At 65.4% G+C, this 14,757-nt stretch carries 10 protein-coding genes, 1 tRNA gene and 3 pseudogenes; 10 read left to right on the forward strand and 4 right to left on the reverse strand.

Going from position 1 to position 14,757, the window contains the following annotated elements:
• Positions 1-29: 29 nt before the first annotated feature.
• From C7W88_RS09870 to C7W88_RS09900, 7 genes and pseudogenes are all read left to right on the forward strand, one after another.
• Positions 30-105 (forward strand) — tRNA-Ala (locus C7W88_RS09870).
• Between the two features lie 136 nt (positions 106-241).
• Positions 242-1,300 carry a GTPase ObgE gene (obgE, locus tag C7W88_RS09875; protein ID WP_118073401.1) on the forward strand — a complete coding sequence of 353 codons (1,059 nt, stop codon included), beginning with the start codon at positions 242-244 and terminating at the stop codon, positions 1,298-1,300.
• Positions 1,301-1,370: 70 nt separating this feature from the next.
• Positions 1,371-2,503 (forward strand): annotated as a pseudogene (gene proB / locus C7W88_RS09880) (glutamate 5-kinase).
• Complete coding sequence (locus C7W88_RS09885) at positions 2,503-3,423, forward strand: NAD(P)-dependent oxidoreductase (protein WP_118073402.1); 921 nt, start codon at positions 2,503-2,505, stop codon at positions 3,421-3,423. Before proB ends, C7W88_RS09885 begins: the two are co-directional and overlap by 1 nt.
• Positions 3,424-3,502: 79 nt before the next feature.
• Positions 3,503-6,427, forward strand: a complete 2,925-nt coding sequence (locus C7W88_RS09890; RefSeq protein ID WP_118073403.1) for a CHAT domain-containing protein — start codon at positions 3,503-3,505, stop codon at positions 6,425-6,427.
• A gap of 95 nt (positions 6,428-6,522) precedes the next feature.
• Positions 6,523-6,966, forward strand: coding sequence for a DUF805 domain-containing protein (locus C7W88_RS09895; RefSeq protein ID WP_118073404.1), 444 nt, complete (start codon positions 6,523-6,525; stop codon positions 6,964-6,966).
• Positions 6,967-6,988: 22 nt separating this feature from the next.
• Positions 6,989-7,405 (forward strand): DUF805 domain-containing protein, encoded by a 417-nt coding sequence (locus C7W88_RS09900; protein ID WP_118073405.1) that lies wholly within the window; start codon positions 6,989-6,991, stop codon positions 7,403-7,405.
• An 8-nt stretch (positions 7,406-7,413) separates the two neighbouring features.
• Here C7W88_RS09900 and C7W88_RS09905 read toward each other — a convergent pair whose 3' ends face one another.
• Together C7W88_RS09905 and C7W88_RS09910 are read right to left on the reverse strand one after the other, a co-directional pair.
• Positions 7,414-9,951 carry an ABC transporter permease gene (locus C7W88_RS09905; protein ID WP_118073406.1) on the reverse strand — a complete coding sequence of 846 codons (2,538 nt, stop codon included), beginning with the start codon at positions 9,949-9,951 and terminating at the stop codon, positions 7,414-7,416.
• A complete protein-coding gene (locus C7W88_RS09910) occupies positions 9,948-10,670 on the reverse strand; it encodes an ABC transporter ATP-binding protein (protein ID WP_118073407.1) in 723 nt (240 codons plus the stop codon). The genes C7W88_RS09905 and C7W88_RS09910 overlap by 4 nt, the downstream gene beginning before the upstream one ends.
• A gap of 52 nt (positions 10,671-10,722) precedes the next feature.
• On the opposite strand from C7W88_RS09910, the pseudogene C7W88_RS09915 reads away from it, so the two are divergent.
• Positions 10,723-11,417, forward strand: a pseudogene (locus C7W88_RS09915) (arylesterase).
• 3 nt (positions 11,418-11,420) lie between these two features.
• Here C7W88_RS09915 and recF read toward each other — a convergent pair.
• Positions 11,421-12,493: pseudogene (recF, locus tag C7W88_RS09920) on the reverse strand (DNA replication/repair protein RecF).
• A gap of 68 nt (positions 12,494-12,561) precedes the next feature.
• Entirely contained in the window at positions 12,562-13,590 is a 1,029-nt protein-coding gene (gene pspF / locus C7W88_RS09925; protein WP_118073408.1) for a phage shock protein operon transcriptional activator, read from the reverse strand.
• Between the two features lie 121 nt (positions 13,591-13,711).
• Here pspF and C7W88_RS09930 point away from each other — a divergent pair, with 121 nt between their 5' ends.
• Positions 13,712-13,930 (forward strand): hypothetical protein, encoded by a 219-nt coding sequence (locus C7W88_RS09930; RefSeq protein WP_118073409.1) that lies wholly within the window; start codon positions 13,712-13,714, stop codon positions 13,928-13,930.
• The gene (pspA, locus tag C7W88_RS09935) at positions 13,930-14,754 is read left to right on the forward strand and encodes a phage shock protein PspA (protein ID WP_346766690.1); all 825 of its coding nucleotides are present in this window, start codon (positions 13,930-13,932) and stop codon (positions 14,752-14,754) included. The genes C7W88_RS09930 and pspA overlap by 1 nt, the downstream gene beginning before the upstream one ends.
• Positions 14,755-14,757: the final 3 nt, after the last annotated feature.

A 14,757-nucleotide genomic window follows, 5' to 3' on the forward strand; every position in this document is an offset into this window, starting at 1 on the left:
GTGGCACACCGTGGGGCGATACCGGGAACGGGGCCGTAGCTCAGATGGGAGAGCGCGTCGTTCGCAATGACGAGGTCAGGGGTTCGATCCCCCTCGGCTCCACCAGGTATCACCGAACCGCCTGATATGGCAGGCGCCTCGCGGTTCGGCGTTACAAGCTCTCCATGAACGGGTAAAAGGCTCGCTTCCGGGGCGGCATGTTGCATTTGCTCCGGGCCTGTCATTGGAAACAGTTACCCGCATGCATTTTCTCGATCAGGCCAAGATCTTCATCCGTTCAGGGCAGGGCGGCCCCGGCGCTGTCAGCTTCCGGCGTGAGAAGTATGTCGAATACGGTGGCCCCGACGGCGGCAACGGCGGCAAGGGCGGCGACATCATCTTCGAAGCCGTGACCGGCCTCAACACCCTGATCGATTTCCGTTATACCCAGCACTTCAAGGCGCAGCGCGGCGGCGGCGGCGCAGGCCAGAACCGCACCGGTGCCGGCGGCAACGATCTGGTCATCAAGGTGCCGGTCGGCACCCAGATTCTTGACGATGACCGCGAGACCGTCCTGCTCGACATGACCGAAGTGGGCGTGCAGAAGGTCCTTCTGCGCGGCGGCGATGGCGGCCGGGGCAATGCCTCGTACAAGTCCTCTACCAATCGTGCCCCGCGCCAGCACGGTCCCGGCTGGCCCGGCGAGGAGATGTACGTCTGGCTGCGGCTGAAGCTGCTGGCGGATGCCGGTCTTGTCGGCCTGCCCAACGCGGGCAAATCCACTTTCATCAATCAGATCACCAACACCAAGGCCAAGGTTGGCGATTACGCCTTTACCACGCTGCGCCCGCAACTGGGCGTTGTGCGCCATCGCAACCGGGAATTCGTGCTGGCGGATATTCCCGGCCTGATCGAGGGGGCCGCCGACGGTGCCGGCATCGGTGACCGTTTCCTCGGTCATATCGAGCGCTGCCGCGTGCTGATTCACCTCATCGACATCCACAGCGAGACCGATCCCGCCGAAGCCATGCAGATCGTCGAGAGCGAACTTGAGGCCTACGGTGCCGGGCTTGATGAAAAGCCCCGCCTGATCGCCCTCAACAAGATCGACCTGGTCGATGCAGAACTGGTCAAGGCCTTCACCAAGGAACTGCGCGAGGCAGGCGCGCGCAAGGTCTATCCGATCTCCGGCGCGACCGGGAAGGGCATGGATGCCCTGCTCGATGCAGTGCTCGAACACTTGCCTCTTGCCACGGCGACCGAACGGCCGACGGGCGAAGTCGAGGAAGAGACTGACCAGAAGCCATGGTCGCCGATCTGATCGCCCAAGCGCTCTGCCAGCGGGACTGACAGCCCTTCACGATCCGTCACAATTGCCCTAAGCGGCCCTCATGAAGATCAGCCAGCTTGCCCACCTGACCGATGCCTCTGCCTGTCCGCGCCTGGTGGTCAAGGTTGGCTCGGCGCTGCTCGTGGGCAAGGATGGTGCGCCGCGGCGTGAATGGCTGACCGCGCTGGTCGCCGAGATTGCGGCGGCGCGCACTGCGGGGCAGGAAGTCATCGTCGTCTCGTCCGGCGCTATCGCCTTGGGCGCCCGCAGGCTCGGCCTTGCCAAGGGTGGGCGCGGCAGCCTGTCCGACGCGCAGGCCGCCGCCTCGGTCGGCCAGATCGCGCTTGCGGGCCTGTGGGCTGAATTGCTGGCGGCACATGGCCTGGCCGCCGCCCAGATCCTGCTTACGCTCGAGGACCTTGAGGATCGTCGGCGCTACCTCAATGTGACCGCCACGCTCGGCACTCTGCTGGCCGCAGGGGCAGTGCCGGTGATGAACGAGAACGACTCCGTCGCCACGCAGGAAATCCGCTTCGGCGATAACGACCGACTTGCCGCCCGCGTCGGGCAGGCGGCCGGGGCTTCGGGCGTTCTGCTGCTGTCCGATATCGACGGGCTTTATGACCGGGATCCGCGCGAACCCGGAGCTACGCGTATTCCAGTGGTAAGGGGCGTTACTCCGGAAATTCATGCCATGGCCACGGGGGATCGTCATCTGGCTTGGGCTCGGGCGGGATGACCTCCAAGCTGCAGGCTGCCGAGATTGCGGAGCTTGCCGGCATGGCGCTGGCCATTATCGACGGTCAGCCCGTTTCGCCGATCCACGCTGCGCTGAGCGCCGAGCGTGGCACGCTGTTCCTGCCGCGCGGCCGCAAGCAGGCGCGCAAGGCGTGGCTGGGCGGGCGCATGCGCATGCGCGGGAGCGTCCATGTCGATGCCGGGGCCGCCGCCGCACTCGCGCGTGGCTCCAGCCTGCTTGCTGCGGGCATCAAGCAAGTCGAAGGGGATTTCCAGCGAGGCGATGCCATTGCCGTGATCGGACCTGATGGCGCAACGCTGGCGCGGGGGCTGTCGGAATACGATGCTGCCGAATGCGTGCGCCTCAAGGGCCATCACAGCCGCGAGCACGAGGGTATCCTCGGATATGCTCCCCGCTCGGCGCTGATCCATCGCGACCAGATGGTGCTGCTGTAATGGCTGCGGAACTGCTGGCGATTACCGGAGCCACCGGCTTCGTCGGCCAGGCCGTGCTCGATTATGCCGCCCGCGCCGGGATCGAGGTCCGCGCGCTTGCCCGCCGCCCGCAGGATGCGCGCGTTGGCGTCGAATGGGTTCAGGGTGATCTCAATGACAAGCGCGCCCTCCAGCGCCTGGTCGGCCGGGCCAGCGTTGTCCTGCACATCGCCGGCGTGGTCAACGCGCCCGACGAGCAGGGCTTCGAGGATGGCAACGTCTGGGGCACGCTCAACGTCGTCAACGCCGCGCTGGAGGCGGGGGTCCCGCGCTTCATCCACGTCTCGTCTCTCTCGGCGCGTGAACCGGGCCTGTCGGTCTATGGTCGGTCCAAGTTGCGCGGAGAGAAGATCGTCAAGGCCAGCAGTCTTGACTGGACCGTGGTGCGTCCGCCGGCCGTCTACGGCCCGCGCGACACCGAGATGTTTGAGCTGTTCAAGCTGGCGCGAAGGGGAATCGTGCCGCTCCCGCCGCAGGGACATCTTTCGATCATCCACGTGGGTGATCTCGCCCGCCTGCTGCTCGCCCTGATCCCCGGAGGCGAGGAGGTTACGCACCTGACCTTCGAACCCGATGACGGCACCCCGGGAGGATGGACCCACAACGATCTTGCCAAGGCCATCGGCATGGCCGTGGGCAGGCGCGCCACCGCAGTGAACCTCCCTGCCAGCATTCTGCGCCTGGGCGCCAAGCTTGACGCCACGTTCCGCGGAAAGGGCGCCAAGCTCACGCTCGATCGCGTTGGCTACATGTGCCACCCGGACTGGCGCGCGGGCGAGGGCAACCAGCCGCCGCCCGCCATCTGGATGCCCCAAGTCGAAACCGCGATGGGACTTCACGCCACGGCCGCGTGGTACCGCGAGGCGGGCTGGCTCAAATGAAAATGTGCGAATAGGCACTGTTGTTTCGCTAAATCGCCATTAACCCTTGCTTCCGGATTGGATCTTTCAAGGGTGGGGCATGGGAAAATCGATCTGGTTGGCGGCACTTTTGGCGACAGGGGTGCCAAGTGTCGCGCAAGCGGCGGAGCCAGCACCAGCATCCGCGCCAAGCCTTGCCGACGAGGTCAAGGCGCTCAAGACGATGGACACGGCCGGAAAGCCTGCAGAGGCGCTGGCCTGGATCGATGTCGTCCTCGCACGCGCCCGCAAGGCGAAGGGTATCGATCGGCTGGACATGATCTACGCCGAAGCCAGCCGCGCCAATGCCCTGTTCTGGCTCGACCGCTATGACGAGGCTCTGGGAATCTACCACAGGCTCGAAGCTGAACTGGACTCGGGCAAATACGCGATGACCCCCGACCGGGCCGAGCTCGTCAACAATATCGGTTCGCTCTACTCCTCCCTCGGCAAGCTTGAAGAAGCCAGCCGCTACAAGCTGCGCGCGCTTGATCTGACTGCGCAGACAGCTGGTACCGAGAGCATCGAATATGCCTCCGCACTTTATGGCATGGCTCTGGTCGAGTTCCGGCGGGGAGAGCCCTTGAAAGCACTGCCGCGCGTGCGCGAGGCGCTGCGTCTGGCCCGCGCCCATGCGAACCGCACCGGTGATGATGTCGAACAGCCCGCAATTTTCGGGCTGAGCTTGGCAGCTCTTCTGATCCAGTCGGGTGATACCGCGTCGTCGATTGAGCCGGCTCGTGAAGCAGCGGTATGGGCTGAAACGCATCTGGGCGAGGACCATCGTGTTACCATGGCTGCCCTTAACCAGTTGGGCGCATCGCTCAGTGAATCCGGGCTCTATGCCCAAGCCATTCCGGTGATACGCAGGACCCTTGATCTGCGTATGAAGGCCTACCCTGCAGGGCATCAGGATATTGGCTTCTCGCTCAGCGCGCTGGGCTTTGCGCTTGATAATTCGGGGCACAAGGACGAGGCGCTTCCATTCTATGAGCGGGCTGCCGAAATTTTCGAAAACAGCAGCACCGAACGCAAGGAGACGGTAGGCGCTACGGTCATTGGCCAGTTGGCGCGCCTTGCCGCCTGGCGTGGCGACAAGGCGCAATCGTTGGCCCTGCGTGAAAAAGCGCTGCAAGTGGGGCGAAAGCGGGCGGCCTCTGCAGAACATCCGGACGTGCTGCTGGCAGAGGTCAATCTGGCGCGCGAATACATCGCGAACCGCCGTCTGGATGAGGCGTCGGTTCTGCTGGATCATGCCAACGCCGCTTTCCGGCAGCGAGCGCTCGACGCCAACTTTCGCCGGCTTTGCGGCCTGATCTTCGCCGAGCAGATAGCTGCGGCTCGCGGTGATGTAGCAGGAGCGCTCACCCGAACCGTTCAGATTCTGGCACCAGCGCGAGCGCGTCTGCTCGACCGCGCGACGCCGCGCGGCGAGGTCATGAGGCTGGCGGAGCAGTATCACTTCCTGTTCGTCCAGCAGGCGCGATTTGCGGCAGGTGCGAATGACCCAGCGCAAGCGTTCGAGGCACTGCAACTGGCCAACCTTGGCGATCTGCAAAGCGCCATGTCGAGCCTGGCCATGCTGCGCGACGGCAATGGCGCCGAGGCGACCGAGGTCATCCGGCGTTATCAGTCTCTGGCCAGCGATGGCGCAAGACTGCGCCGCACGCTCAACGCACAAGTCGCAGCGGGGAAGGGTGACACCGTCAACGCGATCAACCGCCAGCTTGAAGAAATCGATGCGAAGATCCGGCAAGAGGACGCCCGGCTGGCCGAACTGATCCCCGGCTATTCGCTGCAGACCGCCGTCGAGCCCGCCGCTCTCTCCGCTGCCCAGAAGGCTTTGGCCAAGGGGCAGGCCCTTGTGCTCTTCGGGCAAGATGAGGACGGCCTGATCGTCCTTGCCGTCACGGCGGAAAAGGCGGTGGTTGCGGAAAGTGCGATTGCTCCGCGGCCAATGCTTGAACTGATCAAGCGCATGCGCGGCTCGATCGACCTTGGTCTCGTCAACAACGGTGCAGGACGCTTCGATCGGAAAGCTGCATTCGAACTTTACCAACTGCTCTTCCCGGCACCGATCCGGCAGGCCATCAAGGCTGCGCCCGACTTGCGCATACTTGCCCCTGGTGGCCTTGCCGCGCTGCCGTTTTCCGCCTTGGTCACGCAAGCACCAGAAGGGGCGGATGACGCACCTGCGGCCCTGCGCAACACGCACTGGCTGGCATTGGACCACGCGGTCTCTGTCCCGCTCGCTGCGACGCCGCTCCCTCAGCGCGCGGGCGGCAAGCGCGAAGTGACCTTCGCCGGCATTGGCGCGCCGATCCTGGGTCAGCCCGTTCGACTGGCCACCCGTGCTGCGCCTCTGCTGCGCTCGGGCGATACCAGCACCAAGGCCCTGCGCGAGCTGGCCAGCCTGCCGGGCGCGGCTGACGAGTTGCGGGCGATGGCAACGGCTTTCCCCGGCAAGCCAGCCTTGCTGATCGGTGCGGACGCCACCGAAGCAGCCGTCAAGGCAGCGCCGCTGGAACAGGCCAGCGTCCTGGCCTTCGCCACGCACGGTCTTGTCGGCGGGGCCTTCCGTGATCTCGTGGAACCCGCACTTGTTCTCACGCCCCCCGAACAGCCGAGCGAGACCGACGACGGCCTGCTCACTGCTTCGGAAATTGCCAAGCTGCGGCTTGATGCCGATTGGGTAATCCTCTCGGCCTGCGATACCAGTGCTGGCGATGGCGAAAGCGCGCCGACCTACTCGGGCCTTGCCCGCTCCTTTGTTGCCGCCGGTGCGCGTTCGCTGCTGCTGTCGCACTGGCCGGTGCGGGATGACGTGGCCAGCCGCCTGACACTCGACACCCTGAAAGGTGCTGGCAAGGGACTATCCCGCGCCGAAGGCTTGCGTCGCGCCCAGCTCGCCATCCTGCGCGATGCCAAAGTGCCGGGCGGCGCGCATCCCGCGACGTGGGCACCATTCGTGCTGGTCGGCAATTGAATGCAAAACGCTTGCCGCACTTGCAGTCGCTGCCAAATGATGGTCACTGGTGAAACCGCAATGGTCCTGCGGATAAACAACAAAGGGGGAAAGTCATGGAATGGATGCTGATGCCTTATCGGCGTTACGCTGAATTCTCGGGGCGCTCGCGGCGCAAGGAATACTGGATGTTCACCCTGTTCACGGTGATCGTCTACGCCTTGATTGCTGCATTCATGTTTGCCGGCGGTCTTGGTACAGCACTTTCAGGCGTCGATGATCCCCAATTCGGGGTTTCGTTCTGGATTGGCGCCGTTCTGATGATGGTGTTCTTCCTCGGTACTCTGGTGCCCGGCATCGCGGTGATCGTGCGCCGCCTGCATGATCGCGACATGTCTGGCTGGTGGTATCTCGGTTTCATCGTGCTGGGCATGATCCCGTTCGTGGGCTGGATCGCCAGCATCGCTTTTCTGGTGATCCTGTGTCTGCCGGGCACCACGGGCGTGAACCGCTTTGGCGATGATCCGAAGAACCCCGCTGGCTACGACGTGTTCGGGTGATCCAAGGCAAGGGGACTTTGCGATGAACTGGATGATCCTGCCCTATCGCCGCTACGCCGAATTTGCCGGCCGGTCACGGCGCAGGGAATACTGGGGCTTCGCACTGTTTTATGTGCTGGTGATGGTGGCGCTGAACGTGGTCTTCGGCACCAACGAAGTGACACAAGGCGAGGGCGCGTTCGTGTACGGTTCCCGGCTGGTCGGGGCAGGAGGATGGATCGGCGGGCTGTTCTGGCTCGCCTCCATCGTTCCGGGTCTTGCCGTGTCGGTGCGGCGCCTTCACGATCAGGACCGCAGCGGCTGGCTTCTGCTGCTGTGGATCATCCCGTTCCTCGGCTGGTTCGCCATTTTCGTGCTGATGTGCCTCGATGGCACGCGCGGCCCGAACCGCTTCGGACCTGACCCCAAGAACCCGACGCCTGCGGACGTTTTTTCTTAGTTTGGAACCTAAAGCTCGCGCAGCACTTGCGACGGTCGGGTCCGCAGTAGCCCGACCGAGCCGGCAATCGCCAGCACCATGACCAGCGCTACGCCTGCGCCCAGCACGCCAAGGATGCGTGGCCAGTCGGGCAGCCAATCGAACTCGAACAGCAGCACGATCACGCCCCATGCCACGCCCGTGCCCAGCACCAGTGCCACGCCTGCCAGCAGCGCACTGAGCAGGCCGTACTCGGCCACCAGCAGCACCAGCAATTGCCTGCGGCTTGCGCCCAGCACGCGCAGGATCACGTTGTCGTAGGTCTTGCGTTCGCGCGCGGCGGCGATCGCGCCGGCCAGCACTGCCATCCCGGCAAGGATCGCCACGCTCGCCGCAGCAAGGATCGCCGTGCCCATCTGCGACAGGATCTCGCGCGCTTGCCCCAGCACCGGGCCGATTTCGATCACCGAGCTAGAAGGCAGCGCCTTTACCAGCCCACCCAGTATAGCGCGGCGAACTTCCGGCGTCTTCGCGCTTTCCGGCAAGCTGATGGTCGCCGCCAGATTGTGCGGAGCATCGGCAATCGCATTGGGGCTGAACACCAGCACATAGTTGAAGCCCATGTTCTCCCAGTCGATCCGTCGGAACGAGGCGATCCTGGCGCTGCGCTCGACACCGAGGATCGAGACCGCGATGCGGTCGCCCAGTTTCAGCCCGAGAGCCTCACGCAGATCATCGTCGACCGAAACCAATGGCTCGCCGGAATAGTTCTTGGGCCACCATTCTCCCGCCGTAAGCACGTTACCCTCGGGAACGTCGTCAGCATAAGTCAGCCCGCGATCGCCGCGCAGGGGCCAAGCGTTGTCGGGTATTTCCTTGAGATCGGCCACCCGCGTCATCGCATCTGCTGGCCCATAGCCAACGATCGAACCGCGCAGGGCAGGGACCTTGCGAACCATAGCTTCGGGCGCGGCACGCTGAACGATCCGGTCAAACTCGCCGGTCTTGCCCTGCGGCAGGTCGAGAACGAAGTAGTCCGGCGCGCGGGTAGGCACCCGCAATGCGATATTGCCGTCAAGACTGGTCTGCACGCCTGCCAGCAGGACGAAGGCGGCGAGGCCAAAGCCCAACGCCACCACTAGCGCCGAAGTCTGCGCGCCGGGACGGTGCAGGTTGGCCAGCGCCATCCGCGCAATCGCGCCCTTGGGCCGGGGCAGCCGTGCTGCCAGCCGCTGCAGGCCCCACCCGAGCGCCGACAGCAGGAGGAACAGCACAGCCGCCCCGCCCAGAAATCCGGCGGCGAGCAGCTTCTGCGGTGCAGTCAGCACCGCCAGCGCCACAATCCCGCCAAGCCCGAGCGCGACCGGGAGTGCTGCGCCCTTCCAGCCGCCCGCCAATGGACTTACCCGCGCCCGCATCAGTGCCATCGCTGGAAACGCCTTGGCCCTGGTCAAGGGCGGAGCGGCAAAAGTCAGCGCAATCAAGGCCCCATAGGCCGCAGCAATCGCCAGAGCGCCCCAATCGAGCACAAACCCTGCCTCGATCGGCAGCAGCCCTTGCAGCGCCCTGGCGATCAACGGCGTGATGCTCACCCCGATCACCAGTCCGCCGAGAATGGCCAGCGACGCAGCGGCGGCCAACTGCAGCAGATAGATCCGCGCAATGTCCCGGCTCGAAGCGCCGAGAATCTTGAGCGTCGCGATGCTCCCGCGCCGCGCTTCGAGGTAGGAATTCACCCCGTTGCCGATGCCGATCCCGGCAATCGCCAGCGCCGCGAGCGCAACCAGCACCAAAAACTGCCCCATCCGCGAAACGAAACGGTCCAGTCCCGGCGAGGCCTTGTCGCGCGTCCGCACCTCATAGCCCGCCAGCGGAAACTGCGCTTTCACCCTCTCGCCCAGCGCCAGCGCGTCGGCGCCCGCCGGCAGCTTCAGGCGCAGCTTGCTCCGCACCATCGATCCCGGCTGCACCAGCTTGGATGCTGCAAGCGCGCCCTTGCTGACGATCACCGTCGGCCCGAGCGAAAAACCCTCAGCCAGCCGGTCCGGCTCCGACCCGATCACCCCGCCAACGACAAGCTCGGCCTCGCCCACGCGCAGCTTGTCGCCAATCTTCACGCCAAGCCGGTCGGCAACACCCGGTGCTATCCAAGCAGTCATGCCATCCGGCGCGCCGGCAACCTTGCCGCCCTCCAGCGTGAACCGCCCGTAAAGCGGCCACTTTGCGTCGACTGCCTTCAACTCGACCGGCGTTGTGCGCGTCTCGTCATCCGGCACCCGTGCCATCGCCTGCAACCGCGCGCCTTCGGAAAGCTCGCCCATCGCGGCGATGGCTGCCCGTTCCTCTGCCGATGGCTGGCGCGCTGCCAAGGTGAATTCGAGATCCGCGCCGAGCATCTCGCGCCCGCGCGTCGCCAGTTCGCGCTCGATCGCGCCGGTCAGCGTACCAATGGCCGAAAGCGCTGCCGTGCCCAGCATCAGGCACACCAGCAGCAGGCGAAGTCCCTTGAACCGCCAGTCCAGTCCGCGACGCGCGAGCCGCCAGGCGGCACTCCACGAAAGGCTCACGAAGAAACGTCCGAAGCGATCTGCCCATCGGCCAGCCGCACGATGCGCCCGCAGCGCGCCGCCAGCGCCTCGTCATGGGTGACCATGATGAACGTCGCGTCCGCCTGCGCTGCCCGCGCGAACAGCAGGTCGGCTACCGCTTCGCCGGTCGCATGGTCGAGATTGCCGGTTGGCTCGTCGGCGAACAGAATGGCGGGACTGGGCGCGAGTGCCCGCGCAATCGCCACGCGCTGCTGCTCGCCGCCTGAAAGCTGCGTCGGGTAGTGGTGCAGGCGATGGCCGAGGCCGACAGCTACCAGTTCCGCTTCGGCGCGTGTCATCGCGTCGGTCTGGCCCACCAGTTCCAGCGGCGTCGCCACGTTCTCCAGCGCGGTCATCGTCGGCAGCAGGTGGAAAGCCTGCAGCACGATGCCGATCCGCCCGCGCCGCGCGGCGGCAAGGCCGTCCTCGTCCAGCGCGGTGAAATCCGCCCCGGCGACATTGAGCGACCCGCCGCTCGCGCGCTCCAGGCCGGACAGGATCGCCAGCAACGATGACTTGCCCGAGCCTGATGGCCCCAGCAACGCGAGCGTCTCGCCCGCGCCCACCGTCAGGTCGATGCCGCGAAGGATCTGAACCTCTGCCTCCCCGCTGCCGAGCGATAGGGTAAGGGCCGAAGCGGCGATTACCGGCGCCGATGAACTTGAAAGGGGGAGCTTGTCACAGGCCTCACGTGGCATAGATTGGTTGCAGCGTGCAACCGGCACTTGGGGGCGCGCCTATGGAGTTTCAATGCGCCGCTTCGCTCTTGCCGCAACCCTTGTTCTCGCCGCCTGCTCGCCCGAGAAGCCCCCTGAACCGGCCGCCACCAAAGCTGCACAGGCGCAGGGGCAGGCACAGGCACCGGTTCCTGCCAATGCCCCGGTCATCCTCGCATTCGGCGACAGCCTCTATGCGGGATACCAGCTTGATCCGGGCGAGGGCTATCCGCCGCGCCTTGAAGCAGCGCTCAATGCGGGCGGCGTTCCCGTCAAAGTCGTCAATGCAGGTGTCTCGGGAGATACCACCGCGGCGGCCCTTCAGCGCCTCCAGTTCACGCTCGACAACCAACCGGTGAAACCGAGCCTCGCGCTTGTCGGCCTCGGTGGCAACGACATGTTGCGGGGGCTGCCCCGGCGGAGACCCGCGCCAACCTTGATGCAATTCTGAACGAGTTCGACAAGCGCGGCATCCCCGTGGTGCTTACGGGAATGCTCGCTGCCCCAAATCTGGGCGCGGACTACCAGAAGCAATTCAACCCGATCTGGCCCGATCTGGCCAAGAAGCACAAGGCAGGCCTCGTCCCGTTTTTCCTCGCCCCCGTCCTTGGCAACAAGAGCCTGATGCTGGAAGACAATGTCCACCCTAACGCCCAGGGCGTTGACAGGATCGTCGCGGCGACCAGGGGCCAGGTGGCAGAGGCGCTTAAAGCGGCCACTGCGGAATAGCGCTCAGACTCGCTCGACCAACCCGTCGCGCACCGCCCACACGGCGCTCGACGCGGCGATCTCGGCGAACGGTGCCATCTCGGTCCCCGTCATCCACACTTGCGCTCCGCTCGATCCCAGCCGCTCGAACAGTGCCGTGCGCCGGACCGGGTCGAGGTGCGCGGCAATCTCGTCAAGCAACAGCAGGCGCGGGCGCTCCCCCGCCGTCAGTTCCGCGTGGGCGAGGACAATGGCGATCAGCATCGCCTTCTGCTCACCCGTAGAGCAATCGGCGGCAGGCGCGTTCTTGGTCGCCAGCGTCACGGCAAGATCATCGCGATGCGGGCCGCTGAGCGATCGCCCTGCCGCGCGATCCCGCCGCCGCCCCTCGCGCAGAAGGTTGCGCAGGGCATCGGCCTCGACCGGCACATCGCTGGCATAGACCAAAGAAGGCCGCGCAAAGGGTTGTTTGGGAACGCTTTCCAGCACGCGGCCAAGGTCTGCCACAAGTGCGGCCCGCGCCGCCGCCATGGCTGCACCGCTTTCGGCCATCTGCGTTTCGATACCGTCAAGCCACAGCGGATCAGGTTCGACAGGCTCGCCCAGCAGCCGGTTGCGCTCGCGCAGTGCGGTTTCATAGCGCGTGGCATTGCGCGCATGGGCAGGCTCGCGCGCCAGCACCAGCCGATCGAGAAAGCGCCGCCGCGATCCGGCGCTTTCTGCGAAAAGCCGGTCCATCGCCGGCGTCAGCCAGGTGATCGAGAGCCATTCCCCCAGCCGTGCCGCCGGACCTTCCGCACCATTGATCCGCACCAGCCGGCGATTTGGCGCCTCGTGCGCCGTCGACGTGCCGATCTGCACAGCCCCGTCCTCGATCTCCGCCGCCACTGCAAACCCGCCAGACCCATCGCGCCCCGCCATCTCGGCAGGCTGCGCCCGCCGCAGCCCGCGCCCCGGCGCCAGCAGGCTGATAGCCTCGAGCACATTGGTCTTGCCCGCTCCGTTTTCCCCCACCAGCACGTTGAACGCGCGCATCCCTCAAGCCGCGTCGCGGCATGGTTGCGAAAATCGCGCAAGGTCAGGCGGGTGAGAGACATCGATTTGAGGCGTTAGTGGGTTTGCGCGACAAGCGAAACCTCCAGTCTTGTCGCTCAGGCCTTCTCGCTCAAGTCTTGTCACTCAGGCCATGCTTCTTCATGCAATGGCGCAACTGGTCGTAGGTCAGCCCAAGCGCCTTGGCGGTCTGGCGCTGGTTGTAGCGGTTGCGGCCGAGGTGATGCTCGACGATGGCGCGTTCGTGCGCATCAACCGCCGCGCGCAAGTCGGCCACGCTGTCGAAGTCGGCGGAAGGAGCGGCAACGCGCACCGGTGCCGCAGCCTCGCTTTCCGCCACCTCCGGCCGCATCGATGCGGCTGGCTTCCACGGGCTTTCGAACGGATCGAACTGGACGTGGCCGATGGCCTGCGTCCAGTCGTCCCAGCGATATACCGCGCGTTCCACCACGTTGCGCAATTCGCGCACGTTGCCGGGCCAGAGGTAGTCTTCCATCGCCTTCTGCACCGATGCTGCAAAACCAGGCCAGGAATCCCAGTGCAGTTCTGCCGCCATGCGCCGCCCGAAGTAGTCGGCCAGCACAGCGATGTCGCCCTCGCGCACGCGCAGCGGGGGCAGGGTGATCACCTCGAAGCTCAGCCGGTCGAGCAGGTCGGCGCGGAAGCGGCCCTGTTCGGCCAGCTTGGGCAGATCCTCGTTGGTCGCCGCCACGATGCGCACGTCGACGCGCACGGGCTTGCTTGAACCGATCCGCGTAACCTCGCCATATTCCACCGCGCGCAGCAAGCGCTCCTGCGCGCCCATCGAAAGCGTGCCCAGTTCGTCCAGGAACAGCGTGCCCTTGTCGGCTTCCTCGAACCGACCGGTTCGGGCGCGGGTGGCGCCAGTGAAAGCCCCGGCCTCGTGCCCGAACAGTTCGGCCTCGATCAGGGTTTCGGGCAGGGCCGCGCAGTTCATCGTTACCAGCGGTTCAGTCCAGCGGGACGACAGGCGGTGGAGGCGTTCGGCGATCAGTTCCTTGCCGGTCCCGCGTTCGCCGATGACGAGCACCGGGCGGCGCATTGGTGCGGCGCGGCTGGCGCGTTCGACCGCGTCGAGGAACGCGCCCGATTGCCCAATAAATTGAACCTCCCTGTCCATGCCGCATGTTTAGCGCATTTTCCCAAGTCTCGGCAAGAATTCCCAACATTAAAGGTGGGTGACACGTGAAAAGTGGCGGAATTCTGCGCCCTTCGCAGTTTGGCACACCCCTTGCTCTACCATGAACAACCCGGCGGCCAGCCGGACCAACCGACAAGTAACCCGCCGAAAGGTCACGAAAATGTACACCGCCCGTTTCTTCTCCACCTCGCTCGGCCGCGCCAGCCTCGCCAGCATCGGTGCGATGGTCGTGATGTGCTGCTTTGCCCTGACCCAGCAGGTGAACGCGGTTCCCAGCGTCATGGCTTCCACCGCCGCCATCACCGGTGAGCTGGCATGATGGCCGACGAACTTACCCCGATCCGCTCCGAGCGCGTGGAAGGTGCCCGCACCACCCGCCTCGATGCGGAACTGGATCGCCTGCGCAATTTCAGCAATGGTGGCGGGAATGGCCAATCCCGCCCCCTCTTCAATCCCGGAGTAAACCTGATGGGTATCTTCTCGCGGACGCGCGACATCATTGCAGCCAATTTCAACGACTTGCTTGATAAGGCTGACGATCCTGCCAAGATGATCCGGATGATCATCATGGAGATGGAGGAGACGCTGGTCGAAGTCCGCGCCTCGGCTGCCCGCACCATCGCCGATCAGAAGGAGATGGGCCGTCACGTGTCCAAGCTGGAACGCCTCCAGGCAGATTGGGCCGAAAAGGCCCAGCTCGCCCTGTCGAAGGACCGCGAGGACCTGGCCCGTGCCGCCCTGGTCGAGAAGAAGAAGGCCGCTGACATGGCCGACCAGCTCAAGACCGAGATCACTGTGCTCGACGATGCGATGCGCGCCTACGAGCAGGACATCGAGAAGCTGCAGACCCGCCTGCGCGAAGCCCGCAGCCGGCAGACCGCGATCGCCGCGCGCCTCGAAAGCGCCGAGAACCGCGTCCGCCTGCGCTCGCTGCTCGCCAACGAGCGCGTCGATGAAGCCATGGCTCGCTTCGACCAGCTCGAACGCCGCGTCGATTATGCCGAAGGCCGCGCCGATGCGCTCAGCCTCGCCGATGGCAATTCCCGCCCCAGCCTTGCGGACGAGATCGCCGCGCTCGCCGGCCAGGACAAGATCGACGAGGAACTCGAAGCGATGAAGCGCCAGCTCGGAAAGGAAGGCTGAGCC

The sequence above is a fragment of the Novosphingobium sp. THN1 genome (assembly GCF_003454795.1).
Classification (GTDB): domain Bacteria; phylum Pseudomonadota; class Alphaproteobacteria; order Sphingomonadales; family Sphingomonadaceae; genus Novosphingobium.